The sequence below is a fragment of the Mesorhizobium sp. ISC25 genome, from assembly GCF_042295465.1.
Taxonomy (GTDB): domain Bacteria; phylum Pseudomonadota; class Alphaproteobacteria; order Rhizobiales; family Rhizobiaceae; genus Mesorhizobium.
On sequence record NZ_CP135441.1, the window covers coordinates 228,381 to 253,513 of the forward strand.

Below are 25,133 nucleotides of genomic sequence, written 5' to 3' on the forward strand. Positions count from 1 at the left end.
GCATGGTCGGGCAAAGCGCGAAGCGGAATACTCGATGACGCTTGAGTTGAGTGCGGGCGACCAGTCGATGCTGCGGGGCGAGCAGGGTCCGGCGGTGGCCGCTGCGATGAAGATCCTGGTTGCCTTTTCCAAGGCGGTCGGCGCGCGCACGTTGTTGGATATTGCCGGTGCCCATATCGACGGCTGCCTCTATCACGGCCAGGCCAGCCTCGATTTCGTCGAAAGGCTGATCGAGGGCGGCGGCCGCGTTCGGGTGGCGACGACGCTGAACGTCGGTTCGTTCGATCTGATCCATCCCGGATTGGTGAAGATGCCGGTGTCGCAAGAAGCGCCGGCGCGACGCCTGATGAATGCGCATCTGGAACTCGGCTGCCAGGCGACCTTCACCTGCGCACCCTATCAGACTCGGTTCCGGCCAAGGTTCGGCGAGCAGATCGCCTGGGGTGAGTCCAACGCCATCGTCTTTGCCAATTCGGTGATCGGGGCGCGAACCAACCGCTATGGCGATTTCATCGATTTGTGCTGCGCAATGACCGGGCGCGCGCCAGCCTGGGGACTGCATCTGAGTGAAAATCGACGAGGCCAGGTTCTGTTCGAGCTGGTCGGTTCTGACCCAGAACCGAGCGACAGCCTGTTCGTTGCCGTCGGGCTTATCATCGGGCAAGCAAGCAGCGATCGCATCCCCGTGATCTCGGGCCTGCCAAGACCGCGCGATGAGGATCAGCTGAAAGCGCTAGGCGCCGCCGCCGCGACGACCGGGGCCGTTGCGCTGTTCCATGCGGTTGGTATCACGCCGGAAGCGAACACGCTTGAAGAGGCGTTTCATGGCATGGGGCCAGAGGAAACAATCCGCATCACGCGTGCCGACCTCGACGATGCGCTGGCTAGGTTATCGAGCGTAGCTGACGGCGCGCCTTTGGCGGCCGTGTCGTTAGGCACGCCGCATTTCTCCCATGAAGAGTGGATGCGCCTGTTGCCGCTGCTGCGCGAAGTCGGTCCAGGCAAGGGCGTCCCAATCTATGTCAACACGGGGCGCGCGACGCTGACGCGGCTGCAGGACGAAGGCGCACTGGCCGGCATGGAAGCCTTCGGCCTCGTTCCGGTCACCGACACTTGCACCTATGTCACGTCGATCCTCGAGCGTCTCGACGGCGTGGTGATGACCAATTCGGGCAAATGGGCGCATTACGCACCTGGCAATATCGGTGTGTCGGTCGCCTTCGGTGACATGGAGGACTGCGTCCGCTCGGCTGCGGCCGGCCGCGTCGTGCGAGCCGCGCCATGAAGGCGCCGGCCAGAACCGGTACATTCCACCTTTCCGGCTCGGCACAAGGCCCGGCGCTGGTGCTTTCGCAGGCGCTCAGCTTCTGGGGCGGGATCGACGTCGAAACGGGCGACATCATCGACCATTCGCATCCGGACCTGGGCGGCAATATCGCCGGCAAGATCCTGGTAATGCCGAGCGGGCGAGGGTCGTCGTCCTCGTCTTCGGTTCTGGCCGAAGCGATCCGCAGAGGCACGGCGCCGGCCGGCATTATCCTGGCGCGGCCGGACCCGATCCTTGCCGTCGGCGCCATCGTTGCCGAATTCCTCTACGAAATCAGCATGCCGCTGGTCGTCTGCGGCATGTCAGGCATTGTCTCCGGCGACCGGATCGCGATCGGTCTGGGCGAAGATGCGCAAGCGATGGTGAGCAAGCTCTAGCCGGCCATCAGTCCCGCCGCGCCCCGCCGCCAATAGGCTGCGGCCAGTGTTTCGTTGCGGCCAAACGCAAGCGTGCCGCGCCAGTGTTCGCGCACCGTCCTGGCGGCTGCCGCTTCGGCCGCGAACCAGCCGAATGCCGAACCGGTCGGCCACGCGACCGACTGGATGGCGCGCGCCAGCCTGTCGTCGATGCCGGCCTGCACACCATTTCTCGGCAGCCAGTGCAGCTCAATGCCGGTCGCGTTGTCGATGGCCTGCCGTTCGCCATCGTCGGCGATCTCGACGAAGGCCACGCCGATTGCCCTTACCCGGCCGGCGCGCTCTTTTCTCTGAGGCGCTTGCCGGCCAAACAAAGTTGCCGGGCCGGCACAAACATTGGCACGATATTCTATCCCGCCAACTTGACCGCGAACGGCCTCTCCGGCCTATAATTCTACTAAGTTCATAGACTAAAGTGAATTTTGGCGGCCGTGGCATTCGCCCAAGCCTGACAAGGCGAGAATGCCGCAATGCCGGGCGCCCATAGGGAGAGCATCGATGCCGAAAACTGAATCCAATCCTATCGACCTTGGAACCAGAGCTGCCGATTTCCTGCTGCCGGACGCCAATGGCGTGCTGCACCGGCTCGCGGATTTCGATACCAAGCCGGCGCTGTTAGTGGCTTTCATCTCAAATCGCTGCCCGTTTGTCTTGGTGATCCGCGAGCAATTCGCCGACTTCGCCAGGGACTATGCCGACAAGGGCCTGCAGGTGGTGGCGATCAACGCCAACGACCATGAAGCACATCCCGAGGAGACGCTGGCCCGCATCGGCGAGCAGGCCGAAGAATTCGGCTATACCTTCCCCTATCTCAAGGACGCTTCGCAGCAGACGGCGAAAGCCTATGGCGCGGCTTGCACGCCCGATTTCTTCCTGTTCGGCGCCGAGCGTCGGCTGGCCTATCACGGCCAGTTCGACGATGCCCGGCCAGGCAATGGCAGGCCGGTGACGGGTGCTGATCTGCGCGTCGCCGTCGACGCGGTGCTGAAGGGCGACACGCCTGCCGCCGAGCAGGTGCCGTCGATCGGCTGCAATATCAAGTGGAGCGCCGGCAATGAGCCGGTGTGGTTCTCCAAGGCGGCTTGAGCCGAACTTCTGCCGGCCGCCAACTCCTTCCGCGAGTGATCATGCCGAAGACTGCCACAGCCGTCCGCGCCGCGCCCGAAACGCTGCACCTCAATGCCGATGTGCTGGTGCTGGGCGGTGGCCCGTCAGCCGCCTGGGCGGCCGTCGCGGCGGCTGAAAACGGTGCGAGCGTGGTGCTGGCCGACAAGGGTTATCTCGGCACCAGCGGCGCTACCGCACCGTCGAACACCGGCACCTGGTGCGTGCCGCCGGGCGACAACAGGCATGCGGTGGTCGAGCGCCGCTGGCAGCGCACCGGCGAGCTCGCCGACCAGCGCTGGATGCTCCGCTGCGTCGACACGGCGTACCGCAACCTGCTGCAACTTTCCGAATGGGGCTACCCGTTTCCGAGCGAGGATGACGGACGGCTCTACATCGCCAATCTGCGCGGACCGGACTATATGCGCTTCATGCGCCGCAGGGTGCTGCTGGCCGGCATCACCGTGCTCGACCATCATCCGGCGCTCGAACTTCTGTCGGACGGCGATGCGGTCGTCGGTGCTGCCGGCGTCGGCCGCCAGGTCGAGCGCGACTGGCGGGTCGATGCCAAGGCGGTCGTGCTGGCGACCGGCGGCTGCGCCTTCCGCGAACGCATCCTCGGCTCGACCGGGCTGACCGGTGACGGCTATCTGATGGCGGCGGAAGCCGGCGCCAGCCTGTCGGGCATGGAGTTCACCGGCAAATATACGCTGGCGCCGCATGGCTCCTCGCTGAACAAGGGCCTGCCGTTCCGCTGGGCGTCGTTCCACCGCAAGGACGGTTCGCCGATCCTCGGCCCGACCGGCGAGCCGCTGCGCAACGGCATCGGCGACCGTGAGGAGGAAGTGGCGCGTGCTTTGATCGAGGGGCCGGTCTATGCGCGGCTCGACCAGGCCGAGCCCGCGCTGCAAGGCTGGCTGCGCCAGGGCCAGCCGAACTGCTTCGTGCCCTATGATCGCGCCGGCATCGATCCCTTCAGCGACCTGTTCCGCGTTACGCTGCGCGCCGAAGGCACAGTGCGCGGCACCGGCGGCATCGACATCGTGTCCGACGACTGCGCCACCGGCGTGCCTGGTCTTTACGCCGCTGGCGACGCCGCCAGCCGCGAGATCATGACCGGCGCGGTTTCGGGCGGCGGCGCCGTCAATTCGTCCTGGGCTCTGGCCAGCGGCTGGTGGGCCGGCAAAGGCGCTTCGACCCATGCCAGGCGCCGCGCCGGCAAGGCGTTCCGCAGCGAGGTCCAGCCGCTCGGCCAGGCCGGCCTGCGCCCGGCCGCTTCGCCGCGTGCCGATATCGCGGGAAGCGAGATCATCGAGGCCGTGCGCCAGGAGGTGATACCGCTGGACAAGAATTTCTTCCGCACCGGCGCTGGCCTTGAAAAAAGCGGTGAGCGGCTGGAGAGCGTCTGGCGCGATGTCCGCGACCATCTGCAGGGCGAGGGGCTGGATCGGATCCGTACGCGTGAGGCCGCGTCGATTGCCGCCGCAGGGCGCTGGTCGGTCACTGCCGCGCTTCATCGCAGCGAGAGCCGCGGCATGCATCGCCGCACCGATCTGCCGGGCAAGAACCCGGCGTTTGCGCACCGGCTGGTGATCACCGGCGTCGATGATTTCCGCATCGCCGGAGCACCCGATCGGCTGGCGGAGCTGGCGTCATGATCGAGATCGTCTCGGCCACACGCTGCGTCGAATGCGATATCTGCGTCAAGGTCTGCCCGGCCAATGTCTTCGACGCGACGGACGGCGTGCCGGTGATCGCGCGGCAGGAAGACTGCCAGACCTGCTTTCTCTGCGAAATCTACTGCCCGACCGATGCGCTCTATGTGGCCGAGTTCGCCGAAGGGCCGACCGGCATCAGCGAGATCGAGGTCGAAGCGCGCCATCTGTTCGGCAGCTATGCCCGCGCGCTCGGCTGGCAGCGCGGCAAGGCCGGCGGCTCTGAGTTCGACCCGACGCACCGCATCCGCGTGGCGCAGTGACAGAGAGACGACCGGAGTAGAGACATGGACCGCATCGTCATCAGCGACATCAAGAAGACTTTTCAGCTCAAGCCGGGACAATTCGTCACCGTCGACGGCGAGGCGACCGACCGCGTTACCGTGCTAGACGGCGTCGATCTCGCCATCCGCACGGGCGAGTTCATCACTCTGGTTGGGCCGAGCGGCTCGGGCAAGTCGGTGCTGCTCGACATCATCGGTGGGCTGACGCAGGCAACCAGCGGCGGCGTCCAGCTCGACGGCAGGCGGATTACCCGACCCGACCCCAAGACCGGCTACGTGTTCCAGCAATATGCGCTGTTTCCCTGGCGCACGGCGCTGGCCAACATCGAATATGCGCTGGAAGTGCGTGGCGTCACCAAAGCCGAGCGCACCGCCACGGCCCGCCATCTGTTGTCGCTGTTCGGCCTCGCGGGCTTCGAGGACCGGTTTCCCAACCAGCTTTCAGGCGGCATGCAGCAGCGCGTGGCGATCGCCCGGGCGCTGGCCAGCAATCCCGAAGTGCTGCTGATGGACGAGCCGTTCGCCGCCCTCGACCAGCAGACCCGCGAAATCCTGCAAGGCGAACTGCTCAGGATCTGGGGCAAGATCAAGACCACGGTGATCTTCGTCACTCATTCGATAGACGAGGCGATTTTCCTGGCCGACCGGGTAGTGGTGATGACCGCGCGTCGGGGGACGGTGAAGGAGATCATCGAAATCGACCTGCCGCGGCCGCGCGACGGCGACATCCGCGCAAGTGCTGCCTTCAACCATCACCGCGCCCGTGTCTGGGACGTGCTGCGCGACGAAGTCAACAAGGCACAGAAGGACTGGACGCTGTCGCCGGCGTTCAGCCACTGAGGAGTTTTGGCATGGCCTATCTGACCGAAAAGTTTGGCGCCGCCGGCGGCTTTCATCCGTTTGCTGGAGCCGGTGAGGCGGTGGCCGCCGCCAGGGTTCCGGCAATCAAAGCCCGCAGCGCTGCGCCGACGGTCAGGCGCAGGAGAGGAACCGGCTTCGGCACGTTCATCTACGGCCTGCCGCTGCTCGGGCTATTCTTCCTCACCTGGGAGATTGCGCCGCGGCTCGGCTGGCTGAACCGCATCTTCTTTCCACCGCTGAGCGAGGTGCTGGTCGCGTGGTGGGATCTGCTCGCCTCTGGCGTGCTGGTCGACCATATCGGCATCAGCCTGCAGCGCGCGGCCATAGGCTTCGCGCTTGGCGTGGTCGTGGCGATCCCGCTCGGCCTGCTGATGGGGCGCTATTCGCTGTTCGAGAAGGTCTCCGACCTTTTGGTGCAGACGCTGCGCAACACCTCGCAGTTCGCGCTGCTGCCGGTGTTCATCCTTCTGCTCGGTATCGGTGAGGAATCGAAGGTGGCGATCACCTTCTATTCCTCGGTGTTTTTCCTCCTTGTAAACACGATCAGCGGCGTTAAGTCGGTCGATCCGCTGCTGATCAAGGCGGCGCGCTCGATGGGCACGTCCGACTTCGACCTGTTCCGGAAAATCATCCTGCCGGCCAGTATTCCCTCGATCGTCGCCGGCGCGCGGCTCGGCGTGAAATCCTCGTTGTTCGCGGTGATCGGCGCCGAGATGCTGGCCGCCAAATCCGGCCTCGGCTTCCTCATCCAAAACTCGCAACTGATGATGGAAACAGCCGATATGTATGCCGGCATCCTGACCCTCACCGTCATCGGCCTTGCCGTCAACTACCTGCTCGTCTGGTTCGAGCGCTGGGCAACTGCCTGGAAGGGCCAGTCGGAAGCTTCGCCGACTTAAACAGGCAACCAATTCACGCCAATTGGAAAGGAATTCCAGGTGTCCAAGATCTTTTTCAGTGCCTTTCGCCGCTTGCTGCTCAAGAGCGTTCTTGTCGCGGCCGCCTGTCTCGTCGCCATTGTCTTCGTCGCCCCTGGCTTCGCGCAAGACAAGCCCGATGTCATCCGCATCGGCAGCACAGCGCCGGGGCACCTCAAATTCATCCTCGCCCAGCAGGACGGCTGGTGGGAGAAGGAATTCGCCAAGGACGGCATCAAGGTCGAATTGGTGACCTTCAATGGCGGTTCCGAGGCGACCACAGCGCTGGCGACCGGGGCGATCGAGGTCACCTATACCGGCAACAATCCGGCGCTGCGCGTCGCGGCCTCTGGGGCCGACGTCAAGCTGATTGGCCTGTCGAGCTATGTGAAGGCTGGCGGCTCCTCCATCATCGTCAAGGCCGACTCGCCACTAAAGACATTGCAGGATCTCAGGGGCAAGAAGGTCGCCTATCTCACCGGCACCGTACGGCATTCGAATTTCAGCAAGGCGCTGAACAGCGTCGGCCTGACGACGGCCGATGTCGAAGGGCTGAATCTGCCCTTCGAAGCGTCGGGCCCGGCGCTGCTGCGCGGCGACATCGATGCCATCGTCGAGACCGACTCGACGGCGGCCAAGCTGGTCGACACCGGCGAGGCCCGCGTGCTCTACGACACCGGCACCCATCCGGAATGGAACGTGCCGAACGTCATCTCCGTCAACGGCGCCTTCGCGGCGAAATACCCGGATCTGGTCAAGCGGCTGCTGAAGGTCGATATCGAGATTTCGCGCTGGGCCGACGCCCACCCCGATGAGACGATCAAGACCTTCGTCGAGGCAACCAAGTCGTCGGAAAAATCCGTGCGCAAGACGTACAGCCAGGGCCTGTTCTACCAGGACCCGAAGCTCACCGACGATGCGATCACCGCGCTCAAGGGCGAGGAGAAGTTCATGGCCGGCGCCGGGCTGCTGAAGGGGGCGATCGACTATGGCAAATGGGTCGACAAGAGCTTTGTCGACGGCGCCTATACGGAAGTCGCCGCCGTCCAGTAACTCGCTTGACGATGTTGCGGGCTGCGCCAGTCGGCGCGGCCTTTCTCATCCCTAAAGGTTCCGTTCAGATCTCCGGGATGCTTTCTCTGAAGATCACTTGCAGCCGTGGCTGGTGCAGTTCGTAAGGCAACCCCCTGACCGCGTGGGTCAAGGTGTTGAGCGCCTCGCGGGCCTCGACGCGCGGGTTCTGGTCGATGACCGCGTCGAGCGTGCCGTCGAGCAGAAGCTCCTTGGTGCCTTCCGTTACCTCATGGCCGAGAAAGACCGTCGACAGCGCGCGCCCGCGCTCCTTGAGTGCGCGGGCGATGCCGGTGTTGCCGGCGCCGACATTGTAGATGGCGGCCAGGTCCGGGTGCCGGTCCAGCAGGGCGGAAGCCTCCGAATAGGCTTTCTCCCGATCGTCGAGCATTTCGCGCATCTCGACGATCTGCAGATTGGGCGATTCTTCCGCCAGAATGTGGCGGAAGCCCATCTCGCGCTCTTCGTGGCCGCGGTAGGAGAGCGAACCGGCGAACAGCGCGACCTTGCCCGGACGCCCGGCGCCCATGAAGCGGTTGAGAAGGTAGCCGGCGAGCCGGCCGGCGGCGCGGTTGTCGATGCCGATATAGGCGACCCTCGGCACATGCAGGATGTCGGAAGCCATGGTGACGACCTTGACGCCGCTGGCAGAAAGCGAGCGGATCGCCTCGCGCACCGTTGGATGGTCGAGCGCGATCACACCGACGCCTTGCGTCTGCCCGTGCAGTTCCTGCAGCAGACGGGCGAGCCGGTCCGGATTGAAGCCCTCGATGGTGGCGACGCGGACGTCGAGGTCCGGCCGCGCCTGCGCCTGCGCCTCGATCTGGCGGTGCAGCATCTTGATGAAGGAATTGGTGCCGGCGGGCAGGGCGAAATCGAGCCGTATGACCTCACCGCGCAGCGCGTTGAGCGAGCTCGGATTATTCGAATTTTCAGCGATATAGCCAAGCCGCTGTGCCGTTTCGAGCACGACCTCGCGAGTGCGCGCCCTGACCCCGGCGCGGTTGTTGAGCACACGGTCGACCGTGGCGGCGGAAACGCCGGCTTCCCGGGCTATGTCTGTCAGCGTGGACCGCACTGTCGATCACCTCATTCCAAAATGTGCCAGGGGCGCATCGAGATCACGCATTTCATGGGTCCGTTGTCGAAGCGGCGGCTTCATCGCCAGCCGCGATTCTGATGGGAAATGATGTAACCAGCCTTGGCCGATGCGCAAGCTGCCGCGGTACACCAAAATGCCGAAGCGGACGGAGGTGGGTTGGTGCACAGGCCGGGCCCTTCAAATTCAAGCACAGGAATCAGTGTGATGACCGAGGTGAGCGCCAATTCCCCCTCCCTTGAGTTATTATGAGGTATCTTGATTATTTATGATGTTGACAGGCTTCGTATAGTTCCGTCAATATCCATCATAAGGGCCGTGGAGGAACAAGGCCCTCAGGGAGGAGTTCCAATGTCGAATTTGATCCGCGTGTCGCGGCGCCGTTTGCTGGCGTCCGGTGGAAAGGCGGCAGTCCTTGTTGCCGCCGCAGGTATTGCACCGAAATTCATTCGACCAAGCCGTGCCTATGCGGCCGATGCCCTGGCGCCCGGCATGATCGGTGGCCCGACGGGCTTCGACGGCTCGGAGCGCTATCAGTACGGGCCAGATACGCCGGAGGGTCGCGCCATCGAAGCGGCCAAGGCGATGAAGGGCGCCGGCAAGGCGCCGGCCAAGATCGTACTTGGCCTGTCCGACGGCTCGATCGGCCAGCTGACCCAGCCGTTTCCGGCCGGCGCGCCGTCGATCAAGGATCTCTGGGAGAAAGAAACCGGCATTCCGCTTGAGATCGTCGGTGTGCCCAACGGCCAGGAATTCACCAAGACGATGCAGGACATCTCCACCAAGGGTGGAGCCTATGACATCTACGCGGTCGAATGGAACCGTCTTGGCGACCTCGCCGAAACCGGCGGCATCCTCAAGCTTGACGACTTCGTCGCGCAATACAAGCCGGAATGGGACGATCCCGAGCGCGGCTACGTCAATGGCGCCAAGGGCGTCTCGCTGCTCAACCAGTATCGCGGCTCGACCTATGGCGTCTCGCTGGATGGCGACTTCCAGACATGGGTCTACCGCACCGATCTGTTCGGCGACGCAGACGAGAAGAAGGCCTTCTCCGACAAATATGGCTATGAACTGGCGGCGCCGAAGACGTGGAAGCAGCATGACGAGATCGCGGCCTTCTTCCAGCGCCCGGACAAGGGCCTGTTCGGCTCGACCGATTTGCGCAACCAGGGCTGGGGCTACACCAACTGGTATCAGCGTTATGTCTCAATGGCTTCGCCCAATCAGTTCTTGTTCGACGATACCGGCAAGCCGCTGATCAATTCGGAGCAAGGTATCGCGGCGACCAACGAGTACATTGCGTCGCTTTCGCATCATTCGCCCGATGCGATCTCCTGGGGCTGGCCGGAGCAGTACGGCAATTTCGCCAAGGGCGGCGCGGCCATGACCTGCGCCTTCTCCAATCTGCCGAAATTCCTCGACAATGCCGGCAACAAGGATTCAGCTGTCACCGGCAAGATCGGCTCGATGCTGCCGCCCGGCCGCGAGATCGACGGCAAGCTGGTCAGCCGGTCGGTGCTGTGGCTCAATTTGTCGGCGTCGGTTTCCTCGCAAGCCAAGAATCCGGAGGCCTGCTACCTGTTCCTGCAGTGGCTGGGTTCAAGCCGCATCTACGCCTGGATGACCGCCAATCCGGGCGGTTACTTCGATCCGTTCCGGCTGTCGGATTTCTCCGATCCGCTGGTCCGCGAGACCTATCATGCTTACCACATGGACGTGGTGCGCGAGACGGTCGCCCGCACCGTGCCCACCATCAACTATCCCGGCGCCACCGCCTTCCACAACGCGCTGGACGAGAACCTAGTCGCCGCGCTGACCAAGGCCAAGACGGCCGAGCAGGCGATGGCCGACACCGAGGCCGAGTGGAAGAAGATTGCCCGCCGTACCGGCGAGGAGAAGCTTCTCGAAGCCATCAAGACCAACAAGGAGGCCTGGCCCACCGTCCTCGATCCGATCGCCTGATCCTTCCAGGATCCTACCAAGGAGGGGAGGAGCGGTCGCTCTTCCCCCCGGCAACGAAAGACCCAGCAAAGCCGCAAGATGAAGCGTTCAGTTCCTTTCGAGATATTCCGCTATGCCGCGATCTTTGCGGCGATGGCGGTGACGCTGGTGCCGATCCTGTGGATGGTGTCGATGGCGTTCAAGCCGATCGCCGAATGGTCGGCGACTGGCGCCGACCTGACATGGTGGCCGAAGAACCCGACACTCAGCAATTTCCGCTTCGTCTTCGGTGAATCGACCAACAATCTGATCGTCGCCCTCGACCGCACCGCCTTGAAGCCGATCCTGTCGTCGCTGCTGTCGGCCACGTTCGGCACGGCGATCGCCATGTCGGCGGGCACCGCGGCGGCCTACGGGCTGTCGCGCTTCGGCTCGGGCCAGAACCTGCCGCTGGCGCTGATCCAGCTTCGCCTGTTTCCGCCGATGGCGGTCATGACCCCGGTGATGATCATGTGGGCCTTTCTCAACTTCACCGACAGCTGGTGGGGGCTTTCGTTGATCTACGGCATCGTCACGCTGCCTTTCGCCTTCTGGCTGATGAAGACCTTCTTCGACGACATGCCGCGCGAGATCGAGGAGGCGGCGCTGGTCGAGGGCTGTTCGCGATGGCGCGTCTTCACCCGCATCACGCTGCCGATGATGCGCGCGCCGCTGGCCAGTGCCGCGCTGTTCGTCTTCATCCTCAACTGGTCGGACTATCTGATTGCGCTGCTTCTGACGACGCGCGAATGGGTGACGGTCCCCGTCTACATGGCGTCGCTGTCCTCCTCGATGACCGGACAGCTCTATGGCGCCAAGGCAGCCCTCGGCCTGATCGCCGCGGTGCCGTGTGTCATCATGGGGATCGCCATCCAGCGCCACCTGGTTCGCGGGCTGACCTTCGGGGCGCTCAAGCAATGAGTGCGGTGACAGCCACGATTTCGGAGGGCGACATGCAAGCCTCCAAAGCGGCATCGGTGTTGCCGGACGAGGGCGCACGGCTCGGCTTCCGGTTGACCCTGCCGGCGCAGATCCTGGTGCTGTTCATCGCAGTCTTCCCGCTCCTGATGCAGCTCTATATCAGCCTGACCGACTGGTCGCCGCTGTCGGGCACCGGCTGGTGGAATGCCTGGTCGATGTGGAACAGTTTCGCCAATTACACCGACCTTGCCGCGGACGCGCGCTTCTGGAGTGCGCTGAAGCGCACGACCATCGTCATGATCGTCTGCGTGCCGGCGGAGTTCTTGCTCGGCTTGGCGCTCGCGACGCTGTTTGCCGACGAGTTTCCGGGCAAGCGGATCTTCTACTCGATCCTCTTGATGCCGATGATGGTGGTGCCGGCGGTGGCCGGCTACATGTTCTTCATGCTGTTTCAGTCGGGCGGCCCGGTCAACGACATCCTGTCGGCGATGTCAGGCGTTCCCGTCACCATTGCCTGGCTGTCGGACCCGACGCTGGCGCTCATCGCCGTCATGGTCGCCGACATCTGGCAGTGGACGCCGCTGATGTTCCTGATCCTGCTTGCCGGTCTGGTCGGCGTGCCCGAGGACCAGATCAAGGCGGCGACGCTGCTCGGCGCCAACCCGTGGCAGTGCTTCGTCACCATCGTGCTGCCGAAGATGAAGACGATCATCATCATCGCTCTGGCGATCAGGGTGATCGAGAACTTCAAGATCTTCGACACGCTTTACATCATGACCGGTGGCGGACCCGGCGTCGCTACCGAAACCATCTCCGTTTACATCTACAAGCTCACCACCCAGGACCTGATCTGGGGCTATGTGGCGGCAATCGCGCTGGCCATATTGATCGTGCTGTCCATCGCCGCCGTGTTTGCCATGAAACGCATGGCTCGGGTACGCGAGGTGGCGGCATGAGCACCATCCATCTGCAGAACCTCGTCAAGAAATTCGGCGATTTCACCGCGCTGAAGACGATGGATCTGGCCATCGCCGACGGCGAGTTCATGGCGCTGCTCGGGCCGTCCGGCTGCGGCAAGTCGACGACGATGAACATGATCGCCGGCATGGAAGAGCCGACCAGCGGCAAGATCCTGTTCGGCGAGCGCGACATGGCCGGCGTGCCGATGGGGCGGCGCGGCGTCGGCTTCGTCTTCCAGAACTATGCGATCTTCACTCATATGAGCGTGCGGCAGAACCTCGCCTACGGGCCGAAAATGCGCGGCGCACTAAAGGCCGAGATCGACCGCCGTGTCGGCGCCATTGCCGAGATGCTGCAACTGACGCCGCTGCTCGACCGCAAGGCCGACAGGCTGTCGGTCAACATATTGCAGCGGGTCGCGATCGGCCGTTCTGCGATCATGGAGCCGGCGATCTTCCTGCTAGACGAGCCGCTGTCCAATGTCGACGCCGCCTTCCGGGCAGTGATGCGGACCGAACTGAAGCAGTTGCAGCGGCAGTTCCGGCAGACCATGGTCTATGTCACCCACGATCAGCTCGAAGCGATGACCATGGCGGATCGCATCGCGGTGATGGACCACGGCGTGCTGCAGCAAGTCGGCACGCCGCTCGAGGTCTATAACAATCCGGCCAACGTCTTCGTTGCCCGCTTCATCGGCGCGCCGGGCATGAACCTGCTCAAGGGCAGGCCGGCGGAAAGCGACCGTGGCCTGGTCATCGATCTTGGGCCGCTCGGGGCGACGCCGCCGCTGCCGGTCGAGATCGCCGATGCCGCACGCCGGATGCGCGGCGAGGCGTTTTATGGCTTTCGACCGGAGCAGGTGACTTTGACTGAAGGCGGCCGTGGCCTCTCCATGCCGGTGAGTTTCGTCGAGCGGATCGGCGCGCGCACCATCATCCATCTTGGCGAGGGCGAGACTGTGGTGAAGGCGGTGTTCGACAATGATGTCGGGCTGGCGATCGGGCAGACAGCTGTCGTTGCGCCTGCGGCGGAGGCGGTGCGCGTCTTCGACGCCGCCTCCGGCCTTGCGTTGAGAGCAGGTTGAGATGGCCGATATCGTTTTCCGTAATGTGACAAAACGCTATGGCGGCACGCTGGCCGTCGACGATGCGTCGTTCGCGGTGAACGACAACGAGTTCTTCTGCTTCTTCGGGCCGCCGCTGTCGGGCAAGTCGACGATACTCCGTCTGGTGCTCGGGCTGGAAACCCCGGACACGGGCGAGATCCTGATTGGCGGCAAGCCGGTCAACACGGTGTCGCCGGCGGAGCGCGATGTCGCCATGGTGTTCCAGAATCTGGCGCTGTTCCCGCATATGAGCGCGCGCGACAACATCCGTTTTCCTTTGGTCGAACGCCGGGTCGCCGAAGCCGAGATCGAAAAACGCGTCGCCGAGGTCGCGGCTAAGCTGCATATCGGACATATCCTGCACAAACCGCCGGCGCAGCTTTCAGGCGGCGAGCGGCAGCGTGTGGCGATCGCCCGTGCGCTGGTGCGTGATCCCGTCGCGTATCTGATGGACGATCCGATCTCGGCGCTCGACGCCCGGCTGCGCGAGGAGACGCGCGTCGAGCTGAAGCGCATCCAGCGCGAGCTCGGCAAGACGCTGATCTACGTCACGCACGACCAGGAAGAAGCGATGTCGGTCGCCGACCGAATAGCCATTCTGGACAACGGCAAGATCAGGCAGATCGGCGCGCCGGCCGAGATCTATGATCGGCCGGCCAGCACCTATGTGGCGCGGCTGCTCGGCTCGCCGATGATGAATATATTGAAGTCGGTGCACGGCGCGGAAGGCGTGGAGGCGGCGGAAGGCACGATCCGCATCGCGGATACCGGCGCCCCGGCCGATGCCGTGGAAATTGGACTCAGGCCGGAAGACATCAAGGTTAGGGCCTGGGCGGAGGGGGGCGCGGGCCGCCCGGCGCGAGTGTTCGAGGTCGAGCCGCTCGGCGGCTACACCGTTGTGACGCTCGCCGCCGGGCAGGCGCGTCTGTGGGCGCTGTTGCGCGGCCAGCCGGACATCAGGCCGGACGCGATGGTGGCGATATCCTGCGAGCCGGGCAGGGTGCATTATTTCGGGCAAAGCGGGGAAGCGCTGGCAAGATGACGTCGGCTGCAAGGAACGAGCTTCGGGAGGAACATATGGCAGGCGAAGAAATAGCGGGCAACGGCTTCGAGCCGGACGTTAAAGTCCGCACCAGGGAATACAGGATCGGCTGCGTCGGCGCCGGCATGATCATGGCCGAATGTCACCTTGCCGCTTACAAGGAAGCCGGTTTCCCCGTGGTGGCGATTGCCTCGCGGACCAAGGCCAGTGCCGAGAAGGTCGCCAAACGCTGGGATATCCCGACCGTCCACGACACGCCGGAACAGCTCATCGAGGACAAAAACGTCGATATCATCGATCTTGCCTTTCCGCCCGACCAGCAGCCGGCGCTGATCCGCCATGCTCTGAAGCAGGCACATATCAAGGCGATCCTGGCGCAGAAGCCATTGGCGCTGTCCCTCGAAGGGGCCGTCAAGCTTCGCGACGAGGCGGCCAAGGCAGGCAAGATCCTCTCGGTCAACCAGAACATGCGCTACGACCAGTCGATGCGCGTCTTGAAGCAGATCATCGACAGCGGCGCGCTCGGCGACATCGTCTTCGCGCAGATCGACATGCATGCGATCCCGCACTGGCAGACGTTCCTGGAAGAGTACGACCGGCTGACGCTCGCAAACATGAGCGTCCACCATCTCGACGTAATGCGCTTCCTGTTCGGCGATCCCCTGGAGATCACCACCCTGACTCGCAAGGACCCGCGCACCCGCTTCGACCATTCGGACGGCATCACCGTGTCGACGATCAAGTTCCCGTCCGGCGTGCTTGCCGTATCGCTGGAGGATGTCTGGTCCGGTCCGCGCCAGGAGGGCTACAAGGACGACCAGCACATCAACTGGCGCGTCGACGGCACCAAGGGTGTCGCCAAGGGCACCATCGGCTGGCCGACTGGCGCTGCCTCGACGCTGACCTATGCCTCGACCGAGACAACCGGCGGTGAATGGGTGACGCCAAGCTGGGACACGATGTGGTTCCCGCATGCCTTCATCGGCGTCATGGAGCAGCTCCAGCACGCGGTCAAGACGGGCGAGCCGCCGGCGCTGTCCGTCGCCGACAATGTCAAGACCATGGCGCTGGTCGAAGCGGGCTACCGCTCGATCGACAAGGGCCGAACGGTCAAACTTTCCGAAATATCAACTGACTGAATCACGTACAGGGAGGACTTCACACCATGATGCAGGCAGGTATTTTCACGGGTTATTTCCCGTATGGCCTCAAGGAAACCGCGCAGAAGATCCGCGCGCTCGATTTCAACACCGTGCAGCTTGACCTGCATTTCAGGGATATCGACCTGTCCGCCGGACAGATCACCAGGGACAAGGCCAAGACCGTCCGCGATACGTTTCGCGACCACAATCTGCCGGTCTGCTGTGTGTCGGGCTATACCAACATCATCCATCCGGACCTGGGCGAGCGCGAGAGGCGCGTCGGCTATCTGAAGGAGATCATCCGCAATGCCCGCCATTTCGGCACCCCTTACGTGATCTCGGAAACCGGTACCTACAACACCGAGTCCGACTGGGTGCATCATCCGAAGAACAAGACCGAGGAAGGTTTTGAGGAATGCCGCAAGGTCATCGCCGACCTTGCCCAGACCGCCTATGACCACGGCGCGGTCTTCCTGCTCGAAACCTATGTCAACAATGTCGTCGGCTCGGTCGAAGAGACGGTGAGGATGTTCGCGCAGGTCGACCACCCGGGCCTCGGCCTGTTGATGGACCCGACCAACTATTTCGAAACTCACAACATCGACAGGATGGACCAGATCCTGAACCAGGTGTTCGATACGCTGACCGACAAGATCAAGATAGCCCACGCCAAGGACGTCAAGCGTTCCGGCGGCGACAAGTCGGAGAAGCACGCCGACATCGGTGACGAGGACGCGCTGGAGAGCCACACTTTCCGCGGCGTCGGCGAGATCGAGCTGCCGGCGCCCGGCCTCGGTTCGCTGAATTACGACCTCTATCTCAAGCGGCTGGCCGAAAAGCACCCGAACATCCCGGTCATCATCGAGCATCTTTCGGAAGACGACGTGCCGCGTGCCAAGAAATTCCTCGATGGGAAATTCCGCGCCAACGGACTGTGATGGCGCGGTTCGGCTACGAAACAAGGGAGGAAGAGAAATGTTGAAATTCGCGTTGAAAATCGCGGCCACGGCGACCGTTCTCGCCGGTGTGGCGCTGGGTACGCCGGCGCTGGCGCAGGACGCTCAGAAGACGTTCTACCTGTTGTCGCATGGCGGCCCGTCGGATGCCTTCTGGATCGACTGGAATGCCGGCGCGACCAAGGCCTGCGACCAGCTCAAGGTGACCTGCAAGATCTCGTTCAGCGGCGGCGACATGGCGGCGCAGAAGGAAGCCTTCAACTCGGCACTCGCCGCCAAGCCGGACGGCATCGCCACCACCTCGGCGCAGCCCGGCCTGTGGACCGAGGAGGTCAAGGCAGCGAAGGCGGCGGACATCCCGATCGTGTTCTTCAACACCGACGATCCGGCAACCGGCCGGCAGGCCTATGTCGGTGCCGACCTCAAGGAAGCCGGTGTCATCTGGGCGAAATATCTAGTCGACCACAAGATGGTGAAGCAGGGCGACAAGGTGTTCCTGCCGGTCGAAGTGCCGGGCGCCAGCTACCAGCAGCTCGAGACCGAAGGCATCGCGAGCGTCTTCGATCCGCTCGGCATCAAATATGACGTGGTCGATTGCGGCACCGATCCGGCCGGCATCATCGCCAAGATGACCGACTACGTGGTCGCCAACAACCCGCCGGCAATCATCGCGCTCGGCGATTCCGTAGCTGCCAGCGTCAAGCGGGTGTTCGACGGCGCCGGCGTGCCGGCCGGCAAAATCCCGGTCGTCGGCTGGGGCAATTCGAAGGAGACGGCCGAGTCCGTCAAGGCCGGTTTCGTCAACGCGGCTGCCTGGCAGTTCCCGTCGGCGCAGGGCTTCATGCCGGTGGCGCTGCTCGGGTTGGCCGCCGCTGGCGAACCGATCGGCTACGACATCCACACGTTCAGCCTCTACGACGCCTCGAGCGTTGAACCGATCCTAAAACTCTACAACAAGTGATTGAAATTGACGCTCGCCGCGCAGGCGGCGGGCGTCACCCTGGCGTATGGTTCGAGCTGTCATGACAATTGCCGCAGAAGAGGAAATGCCGCGTGCCAAACGCAGGTCGAGCCTGATGCGCTCGCCGCAGTTCTCTTCGCTCGTCATCCTGATCGTCCTGCTTGCGGTGTTCGCGATCGCCGACGCGAATTTCTTGTCGCCGCTCAACATCTCCAACATGATGGCATTCCTGCCCGAGCTCGGCATCATCGCGCTCGGCATGACACTGCTTTTGACGGCGGGCGAGTTCGACCTTTCGGTCGGTGCCGTATTCGGGCTGGCGCCGGTCGTCGTTATGCTGCTGGTCCAGAACGGCGGGGTTGATATTGGCGTGGCGTTGCTGGCCGGCCTGCTGCTCTGCATAGCGATCGGTGCGATCAACGGGCTGATCGTCACCAAGATCGGCATCTCGTCGTTCCTGGTGACGCTGTCGATGCTGCTGGTGGTGCGTGGGGCAGCGCTTTACATCACCCAAGGGTTTCCGCTGAAATCCTGGGACCAGCCGGGCTTCTTCGTGACGCTGCTGGCCGGCAGCTTTAGTATCGGAACGTTCCGTTTCTATACCTCGCTGTGGTGGTTCATCGGCCTGTCGCTGCTGGCGATCTATGTGCTGCGCTACGCCAAGCTCGGCAACTGGATCAGCGCTATCGGCTCGAACCGTAACGCTGCCGTAGCGCGCGGTGTGCCGGCCGATGCGGTCAAGATCTGGCTGTTCATCCTGACCTCGGTGCTGGCCGGTCTCGCCGGCATGATCAGCGCCTTCCGCATCTCTGCCGCCTCGCCGGTGGCCGGCACCGGCTACGAGCTCGAAGTGATCGCCATGGTGGTGGTCGGCGGCACCGCGCTGACCGGTGGGCGAGGCACCATTTTAGGCACCATCGTCGGGGCGCTGATGCTGCGCAGCATCCGCAACGGCATCGTGCTGATCGGCGTACCTGGGCTCGCCTACAACATCTTCGTCGGCGTCATCATCCTTGCCATGCTCATCCTGCACGCTTTGCTGCAGAAGAACGCCGCCAGGAGCTGATCATGGAAGTGCTTCGGCTGCAGAACCTGCAAAAGTCCTTCGGCAGCGTCCGCGCCCTGAAGAGCGCCTCCTTCACGCTCAACGAGGGCGAAGTGGTGGCCTTGCTCGGCGACAACGGCGCCGGCAAATCGACATTGATCAAGGCGATCTCCGGGGTCTTTCCCGTCGATCGCGGGGACATCTATGTGCGCGGCCAGAAGGTCTCCATCCGCTCGACGCGCGACGCGATGGATCTCGGCATCGAGACCATCCACCAGGATACCTCGCTGGCGCCGGACCTCAGCATCGCGCGCAATCTTTTCCTCGGCCGCGAGCCGGTCAACCTCAAATGGCTTGGCGTGTTCGCGCCGCTCGATCTCGCCCAATTGCGCGATGCTGCCTCGGCACTTTTGAAGCGCGTCGGCATCTCGAGGAAGCTCGACGCCGATGCGCTGGTCAGCACGCTGTCGGGCGGCGAACGCCAGTCGATCGCGATTTCGCGCGCCATGCAGTTCGCCGCCAAGGTCATCATCCTCGACGAGCCGACCAACAATCTCGGCGTCGAGGAAACGCACGGCGTGCTGCGCTTCGTCAAGGAGGTGCGCGATGCCGGTCACTCGGTGCTTTTGATCACCCACAACATCCATCACGTCTTCCAGGTCGCCGACCGCATTATCGTCATGCGCCGCGGCGAGATCGTCGCCGAGCAGACGGTCGCCGACACCGATCTGCTGACCGTGGAAAGCATCATCACCGGCGCCGACATGTCGGCCCTGCTCAAGGAGACGAGAGCGAAGTGAAGGACGGGAGCAAAGTGAAGGAACTGGCGGTCACATGGTAGAGCTCTACGGCAAGACGCTGTCGCGCCGGCAGGTCTCGGAACGCTCGGGCACGCTGTCGCAATTCGCCGGCGTGCGGCTGATGACGCTTGGTGACGGCGTCGAGCGCGGCATCCGCATGCTCGAATTCCGCACCGGCTCGGGCCTGCGCTTCACCGCGCTGGTCGACCGGGCGCTCGATATCGCCGATTGCGACTTCAGGGGCCAGGCGATCGGATGGCATTCGCCGAGCGGCTTTCGCCATCCCGGCCTGCACGAATACGAAGGCGAGGAGGGGCTGGCCTGGGCGCGGTCGTTTTCCGGCCTTCTGCTGACCTGCGGCCTCGACCATATATTGTTCATGAACGAGGTACCGGCCGATACCTACAACTACCCGCCGAAGAAGACGGTACGCCACTCGCTGCACGGCCGCGTCAGCACCATCCCGGCGCGGCTGACCGGCTACGGCGAGACCTGGGACGGCGACCGCTGCGTGTTGTGGGCCGAAGGCATCGTCCAGCAATCGACTGTATTCGGCGAGGATCTGCACCTGCTGCGGCGGATCGAGGCCGATGTCGGCGGCAACGAGATCCGGCTTTCGGACCGTGTCGTCAATCACGGCTTCAACCGGACGCCGCATATGTATTTCTATCACATCAATGTCAGCCATCCGGTGCTCGACGAGGGTTCGCGCTACCTGGCGCCGATCCGCGACGTCGTCTGGGCCGGGCATGCCGGCGAGCACTATGAAGCGCAGAAGGTCGGCTACCGCACGGTGCCGGCGCCGCAACTGGGATTCAAGGAACAGGTCTGGCAGCACGAACTCGGCGCCGACAGCACCGGCGAAGTCCCTGTGGCGGTGGTCAATGACAGGCTCGGCCTCGGCTTCGAGGTGGTCACGCGCAAGGACCAATTGCCTTGCGCCTATCAATGGCAGAATTTCCAGGCCGGGCAGTACGCGCTTGGGATCGAGCCGTCGACGCATCATGTGCTTGGCAATCTGGCGGCGCGCGAACGCGGCGAGATGATCTGGCTGGAGCATGGCGAGAGCCGCTCCTACGATGCGGTGTTCCGGGTCCTCGACGGCGCCGGCGAGATCGCCGCCGCCGAGAGCCGGATCGCGGCGATTGCCAGACAACCGCGAGAGGACTACCCGCGGCCGTCGGGCCATTTTCCTGTTCTTGGAGGCAGGTCGTGATAAGGGCGAGGACGATACGGGACACCAGTTGGGAGGCTGGCTCCGGCCGGAGCGGGGAGGGCTCGCGGCCGATCGGGAATTGGAGGTCACAATGGCTGGCACGGTAAAACGCGATTACAGCCTGGTCGGCGAAAGCACGCGGATCGCGATCGAGACGGGACTGGCCTCGGCGGAGTGGTACCACACGGATGTCCCCCGCAAGGCGATCAAGGAGTTGATGCAGCGCTCAGATGGCCCGGCGATCCGCGACACGATCATCTGGATCGTCGCTATACTCGGCTCCGCCGCCGGCGCCATCTATTTCTGGGGCACCTGGTGGTGCGTGCCGTTCTTCTTCGTCTACGGCGTGCTCTACGGCTCGTCCAGCGACTCGCGCTGGCACGAATGCGGCCACGGCACGGCCTTCCGCACGCGCTGGATGAGCGATGTCGTCTATCAGATTGCCAGCTTCATGCTGATGCGCAATCCGGTGACCTGGCGCTGGAGCCATGCCCGGCACCATACAGACACCATCATCGTCGGCCGCGACGCCGAGATCGCCGTGATGCGCCCGCCGGACTTATTGCGTGCCGCGCTGGCCTTCACCGGCATCCTTGATTTCCGCTATTCGCTTCCGGCGCTGGTACGCCAGGCGTCCGGCAAGCTGACGCCCGACGAGAAAAGCTACGTTCCCGAGATGGAACAGCACAAGGCCGTCATCGCGGCGCGCTGGCATATCGCCATCTACATCGCGACGGTCGCGCTCGCCGTTTTCATGCGGTCGTGGATACCGGTGGTGCTCATCGGCGTGCCGCGCCTCTACGGCACCTGGCACATGGTGCTGACTGGCCTGCTGCAGCATATCGGCCTGGCCGACAATGTCGTCGACCACCGGCTCAACACCCGTACCGTGTACATGAACCCGATCAGCCGGTTCATCTACTGGAACATGAACTACCACGTCGAACACCACATGTTCCCGATGGTGCCGTATCACGCGCTGCCCAGGCTGCATGAATTGATCAAGCACGATCTGCCGGAGCCGAATCCATCGATGTGGCATGCCTATCGCGAGGTCTGGCCGGTCCTGCTCAGGCAGCTCAAATACGAGGATTATTTCCTCAAGCGCGAACTGCCGCCGACGGCACGGCCCTATCGTGGCGAATTCCACGAAGTGAACATGTCGGCAGCGGCTGAGTAGGCGCCGCAGCAGCGCAACGCAGAAATTTCAGGAGAAGTAGAGATGGCCGATTGGGTCGAAGCGTGCGCCGTGGACGATGTCGAAGAGGAAGACGTCATCCGCTTCGACCATGGCGGCCGCACCTTCGCTATCTACCGTTCGCCGGACGACGAGTTTTTCGCCACCGACGGGTTTTGTACGCATGAGAAGGCGCATCTGGCCGATGGGCTTGTCATGGACGACATCATCGAATGCCCAAAGCACAATGGCCGCTTCAATTACAAGACCGGCCAGGCCAAAGGGGCTCCCGTCTGTGTCAATCTGCAGACCTATCCGGTCAAGGTGGAAGCTGGCAAGGTGATGATCCAGATCGCCTGACCGGCGTTCTGTCACGTAGCAAAGGGGACCAAAATCCATGAGCCGGAAAAGACCGACCGTCGCAGACCTGCGCGCCATGAAGGGCAAGCGGCAGCTGACCATGCTGCGCGTGCTGACGATGGACGAGGCCGAGGCCGCCGAACGCGCCGGCGTCGATATCGTCTCGGTGCCGCCGGAGCTGGTGCTCAATCCGCAATACCGCGATGCGGCACCCAGCCTGTTCACCATGCCGGGCGAGAATTTCTTCGAGATCGGTACCGCCGATGATTTCGTCCGTTGGGCGTTCCGGCTCTACAAGGCCAGCGCCGATGCGGTCTATTGCAGCGCCGGCTACGCCACCATCAAGCGGATGGCCGACGATGCCATTCCGGTGATCGGCCATGTCGGCCTCATCCCGTCACGCGCCACCTGGACCGGCGGCTTCAAGGCCGTCGGCAAGACCGCCGACACCGCCATGCAGGTGTTCGAGGCGGTGAAGCAACTGGAGGCCGCCGGCGCGATCGGCGCCGAGATCGAGGTGGTGCCGGTCGAAGTAGCCAAGGCGATTTCGGAACGGACGTCGCTGATCATGCTGTCGATGGGAGCGGGCACCGGCTGTGATGCACAGTATCTGTTCGCCGACGACATCCTTGGCCAGAACCGTGGCCACATGCCTCGGCATTCCAAGGTCTATCGCAATTTCGCCGCCGAATACGATCGCCTGCAGGCCGAACGCATCGCTGCCTTTTCCGAATATGTCGCCGATGTGAACAGCCTGGCGTATCCCGAAGACAGGCACGTCGTGCACATGGACCCGGACCAGCTTGGTCTGTTCCTGGAGAAGATCGAAGCCGCATGAGACACGCCGGCAGCGGCACGAAGCGTCATCGCGGATCGTAAAAGGCCGGTTCGGCGGCAGGGCCAGGTCATCGCATAACCGGCTGCGATGTCACACGAAAGTTTGTTGGTCCATGTCTGGACGGCACCGGCCAAATGCTGTTGAAACCGGTGCGTCATCGGTTTTGCCGGACATTTGTGCGGTTGCCGATGGGGCGGGAGAAGATTCCCCTTCGGACAGTTCTGCGCATGACCGCCATTCCCGAAAACGAAGCCTTGCCCGAAACCGCGCCGGCGGCGCGGCAAGCCCGGCGGGTGGCACTGATCGTCGCCGTAGCCTTCTTCATGCAGCTTCTGGATTCGACCATCATCTCGACCTCGCTGCCGCAGATGGGAGAATCCTTCGGCGTGCCGGCGGTGGCGATGAGCATCGGCATCACCGTCTATATGCTGACCATGGCGGTGTTCGTGCCGCTGTCCGGCTGGCTCGCGGACCGTTTCGGCGCGCGCAACATCTTCCTCGTGGCGATCGCCCTGTTCACGCTGGCCTCGCTCGCCTGCGGCATCTCACAGAACCTGGCCGAGTTCGTCGCCGCACGCGCGGTTCAGGGCCTGGGCAGCGCGCTGATGACGCCGGTCGGCCGCATCCTGGTGCTGCGCAATGCGCCGAAATCCGAGCTTCTCAACGCCACGGCGCTGATCACCTGGCCGGCGCTGTTTGCTCCGGTGGTCGGGCCGGTGCTTGGCGGCTTCATCACCACCTATCTCTCCTGGCACTGGAATTTCTTCATCAACATTCCCCTTGGGGTTGCCGGTTTGGCGCTGGTCGCCCGCTTCATTCCCGGCGACCGCGAAGCCGGGGCCAAGCCGCTCGACTGGCCGGGCTTCTTTTTGACCTCGGTCGGGCTTGCCTGCCTGCTCTACGGCCTCGAGCGTATCGCACATCCGCAAGAGGGTATGTTGCCGACCGTGGCGCTGCTCGGCACGGGCATTTTGGTCGGCTGGCTGGCGGTGCGGCATCTGCGACGCGCCAACCATCCGCTGCTCGATCTCACAGCTTTCAAGGTGCAGACCTTTGCCATCTCGACGCTGTCGGCCGGCACAATTTTCCGGATCGCCATCAACGCCACACCATTCCTGTTGCCGCTTTTGTTCCAGGTCGGCTTCGGCCTGAGCCCGGTCGATGCGGGCATGATGATCCTGGCCTATTTCCTCGGCAATCTCGGCATGAAGGCCGTGACGACGCCGACTCTGAGGCGATTCGGCTTCCGTTCGGTGCTGATCGTCAACGGGGTGATCGCCTCTTTGTCGATCATGGCCTGCGCGGCGCTTTCGCCGCAGACGCCGCAAGCGTTGGTAGTGGTGCTGATGCTGATAGCCGGCCTTTCGCGCTCGATGCAGTTCACCGCGCTCAACACGCTGGCCTTCGCCGATGTGGCCTCACAGCAGCGCAGCTCGGCGGCGACGATGTCCAGCATGCTGCAGCAGGTGGCGATGCTGTTCGGCGTGGCGGTTGCGGCGGCGTTGCTCAACCTGTCGCAGATCGCCAGGGGCGCGGCGGCGCTCGATCTCGTCGACTTCCGCCTCGCCTTCCTGGTGATCGGCGCAATCGGGCTCGTCGCCTCGTTTCGCTTTCTGGCGTTGTCGAAAGCCGCCGGCGCCGAGGTCTCGGGCCATGTCTTGCGGATTTGACGCAGAAACTGCGCGGCGAGCGTGGACATAAATTCTGCCTGCTCCGCTCGTCCTGGAGCAAACCTTTGCCAGCGGTTCGATCGGCGCGATCAGTTGCAAAAAGTGCTTGAGTTCCGGGCATTGCGCCAGCCTCGCCGATCGGTGCGGCCAACCGCAGAATTTC

Annotated in this window: 25 protein-coding genes; 23 read left to right on the forward strand and 2 right to left on the reverse strand. The window is 63.6% G+C overall.

Going from position 1 to position 25,133, the window contains the following annotated elements; translation table 11 throughout:
* The first annotated feature begins 34 nt into the window (after positions 1 to 34).
* Both RQ479_RS01250 and RQ479_RS01255 read left to right on the forward strand, forming a co-directional pair.
* Positions 35 to 1,285 carry an aconitase X gene (locus tag RQ479_RS01250; protein WP_376703832.1) on the forward strand — a complete coding sequence of 417 codons (1,251 nt, stop codon included), beginning with the start codon at positions 35 to 37 and terminating at the stop codon, positions 1,283 to 1,285.
* Positions 1,282 to 1,704, forward strand: coding sequence for an aconitase X swivel domain-containing protein (locus RQ479_RS01255; protein ID WP_376703833.1), 423 nt, complete (start codon positions 1,282 to 1,284; stop codon positions 1,702 to 1,704). The genes RQ479_RS01250 and RQ479_RS01255 overlap by 4 nt, the downstream gene beginning before the upstream one ends.
* Here the strand turns inward: RQ479_RS01255 and RQ479_RS01260 are convergent.
* On the reverse strand, positions 1,701 to 1,997 hold the full coding sequence (locus RQ479_RS01260; RefSeq protein ID WP_376703834.1) for an SIP domain-containing protein: 297 nt from the start codon (positions 1,995 to 1,997) through the stop codon (positions 1,701 to 1,703). The genes RQ479_RS01255 and RQ479_RS01260 overlap by 4 nt on opposite strands.
* Positions 1,998 to 2,241: 244 nt before the next feature.
* On the opposite strand from RQ479_RS01260, the gene RQ479_RS01265 reads away from it, so the two are divergent.
* From RQ479_RS01265 to RQ479_RS01290, 6 genes are read left to right on the forward strand one after another with little or no spacing between them, the layout of a single operon-like run.
* Complete coding sequence (locus tag RQ479_RS01265; RefSeq protein WP_376703835.1) at positions 2,242 to 2,829, forward strand: thioredoxin family protein; 588 nt, start codon at positions 2,242 to 2,244, stop codon at positions 2,827 to 2,829.
* Between the two features lie 41 nt (positions 2,830 to 2,870).
* Positions 2,871 to 4,505: an FAD-binding protein gene (locus RQ479_RS01270; protein ID WP_376703836.1), complete on the forward strand. Its 1,635-nt coding sequence runs from the start codon at positions 2,871 to 2,873 to the stop codon at positions 4,503 to 4,505.
* A complete protein-coding gene (locus RQ479_RS01275; RefSeq protein WP_376703837.1) occupies positions 4,502 to 4,825 on the forward strand; it encodes a 4Fe-4S binding protein in 324 nt (107 codons plus the stop codon). Before RQ479_RS01270 ends, RQ479_RS01275 begins: the two co-directional genes overlap by 4 nt.
* 24 nt (positions 4,826 to 4,849) lie before the next feature.
* Complete coding sequence (locus RQ479_RS01280) at positions 4,850 to 5,686, forward strand: ABC transporter ATP-binding protein (RefSeq protein ID WP_376703838.1); 837 nt, start codon at positions 4,850 to 4,852, stop codon at positions 5,684 to 5,686.
* 11 nt (positions 5,687 to 5,697) lie between these two features.
* Complete coding sequence (locus tag RQ479_RS01285; protein WP_376703839.1) at positions 5,698 to 6,606, forward strand: ABC transporter permease; 909 nt, start codon at positions 5,698 to 5,700, stop codon at positions 6,604 to 6,606.
* A 39-nt stretch (positions 6,607 to 6,645) separates the two neighbouring features.
* Entirely contained in the window at positions 6,646 to 7,677 is a 1,032-nt protein-coding gene (locus RQ479_RS01290) for an aliphatic sulfonate ABC transporter substrate-binding protein (protein ID WP_376703840.1), read from the forward strand.
* 64 nt (positions 7,678 to 7,741) lie between these two features.
* Here RQ479_RS01290 and RQ479_RS01295 read toward each other — a convergent pair whose 3' ends face one another.
* Positions 7,742 to 8,773 (reverse strand): LacI family DNA-binding transcriptional regulator, encoded by a 1,032-nt coding sequence (locus tag RQ479_RS01295; protein ID WP_352912666.1) that lies wholly within the window; start codon positions 8,771 to 8,773, stop codon positions 7,742 to 7,744.
* Positions 8,774 to 9,145: 372 nt separating this feature from the next.
* Between RQ479_RS01295 and RQ479_RS01300 the strand changes: the two genes are divergently transcribed.
* The 15 genes from RQ479_RS01300 to RQ479_RS01370 all read left to right on the forward strand — a co-directional run bounded on the left by RQ479_RS01300 (position 9,146) and on the right by RQ479_RS01370 (position 24,970).
* On the forward strand, positions 9,146 to 10,759 hold the full coding sequence (locus RQ479_RS01300; protein WP_376703841.1) for an extracellular solute-binding protein: 1,614 nt from the start codon (positions 9,146 to 9,148) through the stop codon (positions 10,757 to 10,759).
* Between the two features lie 78 nt (positions 10,760 to 10,837).
* Positions 10,838 to 11,698 (forward strand): carbohydrate ABC transporter permease, encoded by an 861-nt coding sequence (locus RQ479_RS01305; protein WP_376703842.1) that lies wholly within the window; start codon positions 10,838 to 10,840, stop codon positions 11,696 to 11,698.
* Entirely contained in the window at positions 11,695 to 12,654 is a 960-nt protein-coding gene (locus RQ479_RS01310; RefSeq protein WP_376703843.1) for a carbohydrate ABC transporter permease, read from the forward strand. The genes RQ479_RS01305 and RQ479_RS01310 overlap by 4 nt, the downstream gene beginning before the upstream one ends.
* Positions 12,651 to 13,742 carry an ABC transporter ATP-binding protein gene (locus RQ479_RS01315; RefSeq protein WP_376703844.1) on the forward strand — a complete coding sequence of 364 codons (1,092 nt, stop codon included), beginning with the start codon at positions 12,651 to 12,653 and terminating at the stop codon, positions 13,740 to 13,742. The genes RQ479_RS01310 and RQ479_RS01315 overlap by 4 nt, the downstream gene beginning before the upstream one ends.
* Before the next feature lies 1 nt (position 13,743).
* Positions 13,744 to 14,805, forward strand: coding sequence for an ABC transporter ATP-binding protein (locus tag RQ479_RS01320; protein ID WP_376703845.1), 1,062 nt, complete (start codon positions 13,744 to 13,746; stop codon positions 14,803 to 14,805).
* A gap of 35 nt (positions 14,806 to 14,840) precedes the next feature.
* The gene (locus RQ479_RS01325) at positions 14,841 to 15,944 is read left to right on the forward strand and encodes a Gfo/Idh/MocA family protein (protein ID WP_376703846.1); all 1,104 of its coding nucleotides are present in this window, start codon (positions 14,841 to 14,843) and stop codon (positions 15,942 to 15,944) included.
* A 26-nt stretch (positions 15,945 to 15,970) separates the two neighbouring features.
* Positions 15,971 to 16,885, forward strand: a complete 915-nt coding sequence (locus RQ479_RS01330; RefSeq protein ID WP_376703847.1) for a sugar phosphate isomerase/epimerase family protein — start codon at positions 15,971 to 15,973, stop codon at positions 16,883 to 16,885.
* 37 nt (positions 16,886 to 16,922) lie between these two features.
* Positions 16,923 to 17,864, forward strand: coding sequence for a substrate-binding domain-containing protein (locus RQ479_RS01335; protein ID WP_376703848.1), 942 nt, complete (start codon positions 16,923 to 16,925; stop codon positions 17,862 to 17,864).
* Between the two features lie 61 nt (positions 17,865 to 17,925).
* The gene (locus RQ479_RS01340) at positions 17,926 to 18,930 is read left to right on the forward strand and encodes an ABC transporter permease (protein ID WP_352516726.1); all 1,005 of its coding nucleotides are present in this window, start codon (positions 17,926 to 17,928) and stop codon (positions 18,928 to 18,930) included.
* On the forward strand, positions 18,927 to 19,709 hold the full coding sequence (locus RQ479_RS01345) for an ATP-binding cassette domain-containing protein (RefSeq protein WP_352516750.1): 783 nt from the start codon (positions 18,927 to 18,929) through the stop codon (positions 19,707 to 19,709). The genes RQ479_RS01340 and RQ479_RS01345 overlap by 4 nt, the downstream gene beginning before the upstream one ends.
* A 34-nt stretch (positions 19,710 to 19,743) precedes the next feature.
* Positions 19,744 to 20,925: an aldose 1-epimerase family protein gene (locus RQ479_RS01350; RefSeq protein ID WP_352516727.1), complete on the forward strand. Its 1,182-nt coding sequence runs from the start codon at positions 19,744 to 19,746 to the stop codon at positions 20,923 to 20,925.
* 91 nt (positions 20,926 to 21,016) lie between these two features.
* A complete protein-coding gene (locus RQ479_RS01355) occupies positions 21,017 to 22,105 on the forward strand; it encodes a fatty acid desaturase family protein (protein WP_376703849.1) in 1,089 nt (362 codons plus the stop codon).
* A 42-nt stretch (positions 22,106 to 22,147) separates the two neighbouring features.
* Positions 22,148 to 22,462, forward strand: coding sequence for a MocE family 2Fe-2S type ferredoxin (locus RQ479_RS01360; protein ID WP_292167569.1), 315 nt, complete (start codon positions 22,148 to 22,150; stop codon positions 22,460 to 22,462).
* Positions 22,463 to 22,499: 37 nt separating this feature from the next.
* On the forward strand, positions 22,500 to 23,300 hold the full coding sequence (locus RQ479_RS01365; protein WP_352912672.1) for a 3-methyl-2-oxobutanoate hydroxymethyltransferase: 801 nt from the start codon (positions 22,500 to 22,502) through the stop codon (positions 23,298 to 23,300).
* Between the two features lie 227 nt (positions 23,301 to 23,527).
* Positions 23,528 to 24,970: a DHA2 family efflux MFS transporter permease subunit gene (locus RQ479_RS01370; RefSeq protein WP_376703850.1), complete on the forward strand. Its 1,443-nt coding sequence runs from the start codon at positions 23,528 to 23,530 to the stop codon at positions 24,968 to 24,970.
* Positions 24,971 to 25,133: the final 163 nt, after the last annotated feature.

Coding starts and splice junctions, on each gene's coding strand:
- RQ479_RS01370 (WP_376703850.1), top strand. CDS start 23,528: ATGACCGCCATTCCCGAAAACGAAGCCTTGCCCGAAACCGCGCCGGCG.
- RQ479_RS01310 (WP_376703843.1), top strand. CDS start 11,695: ATGAGTGCGGTGACAGCCACGATTTCGGAGGGCGACATGCAAGCCTCC.
- RQ479_RS01315 (WP_376703844.1), top strand. CDS start 12,651: ATGAGCACCATCCATCTGCAGAACCTCGTCAAGAAATTCGGCGATTTC.
- RQ479_RS01280 (WP_376703838.1), top strand. CDS start 4,850: ATGGACCGCATCGTCATCAGCGACATCAAGAAGACTTTTCAGCTCAAG.
- RQ479_RS01360 (WP_292167569.1), top strand. CDS start 22,148: ATGGCCGATTGGGTCGAAGCGTGCGCCGTGGACGATGTCGAAGAGGAA.
- RQ479_RS01255 (WP_376703833.1), top strand. CDS start 1,282: ATGAAGGCGCCGGCCAGAACCGGTACATTCCACCTTTCCGGCTCGGCA.
- RQ479_RS01355 (WP_376703849.1), top strand. CDS start 21,017: ATGGCTGGCACGGTAAAACGCGATTACAGCCTGGTCGGCGAAAGCACG.
- RQ479_RS01305 (WP_376703842.1), top strand. CDS start 10,838: ATGAAGCGTTCAGTTCCTTTCGAGATATTCCGCTATGCCGCGATCTTT.
- RQ479_RS01320 (WP_376703845.1), top strand. CDS start 13,744: ATGGCCGATATCGTTTTCCGTAATGTGACAAAACGCTATGGCGGCACG.
- RQ479_RS01340 (WP_352516726.1), top strand. CDS start 17,926: ATGACAATTGCCGCAGAAGAGGAAATGCCGCGTGCCAAACGCAGGTCG.
- RQ479_RS01285 (WP_376703839.1), top strand. CDS start 5,698: ATGGCCTATCTGACCGAAAAGTTTGGCGCCGCCGGCGGCTTTCATCCG.
- RQ479_RS01365 (WP_352912672.1), top strand. CDS start 22,500: ATGAGCCGGAAAAGACCGACCGTCGCAGACCTGCGCGCCATGAAGGGC.
- RQ479_RS01325 (WP_376703846.1), top strand. CDS start 14,841: ATGGCAGGCGAAGAAATAGCGGGCAACGGCTTCGAGCCGGACGTTAAA.
- RQ479_RS01330 (WP_376703847.1), top strand. CDS start 15,971: ATGATGCAGGCAGGTATTTTCACGGGTTATTTCCCGTATGGCCTCAAG.
- RQ479_RS01250 (WP_376703832.1), top strand. CDS start 35: ATGACGCTTGAGTTGAGTGCGGGCGACCAGTCGATGCTGCGGGGCGAG.
- RQ479_RS01350 (WP_352516727.1), top strand. CDS start 19,744: ATGGTAGAGCTCTACGGCAAGACGCTGTCGCGCCGGCAGGTCTCGGAA.
- RQ479_RS01275 (WP_376703837.1), top strand. CDS start 4,502: ATGATCGAGATCGTCTCGGCCACACGCTGCGTCGAATGCGATATCTGC.
- RQ479_RS01265 (WP_376703835.1), top strand. CDS start 2,242: ATGCCGAAAACTGAATCCAATCCTATCGACCTTGGAACCAGAGCTGCC.
- RQ479_RS01300 (WP_376703841.1), top strand. CDS start 9,146: ATGTCGAATTTGATCCGCGTGTCGCGGCGCCGTTTGCTGGCGTCCGGT.
- RQ479_RS01270 (WP_376703836.1), top strand. CDS start 2,871: ATGCCGAAGACTGCCACAGCCGTCCGCGCCGCGCCCGAAACGCTGCAC.
- RQ479_RS01335 (WP_376703848.1), top strand. CDS start 16,923: ATGTTGAAATTCGCGTTGAAAATCGCGGCCACGGCGACCGTTCTCGCC.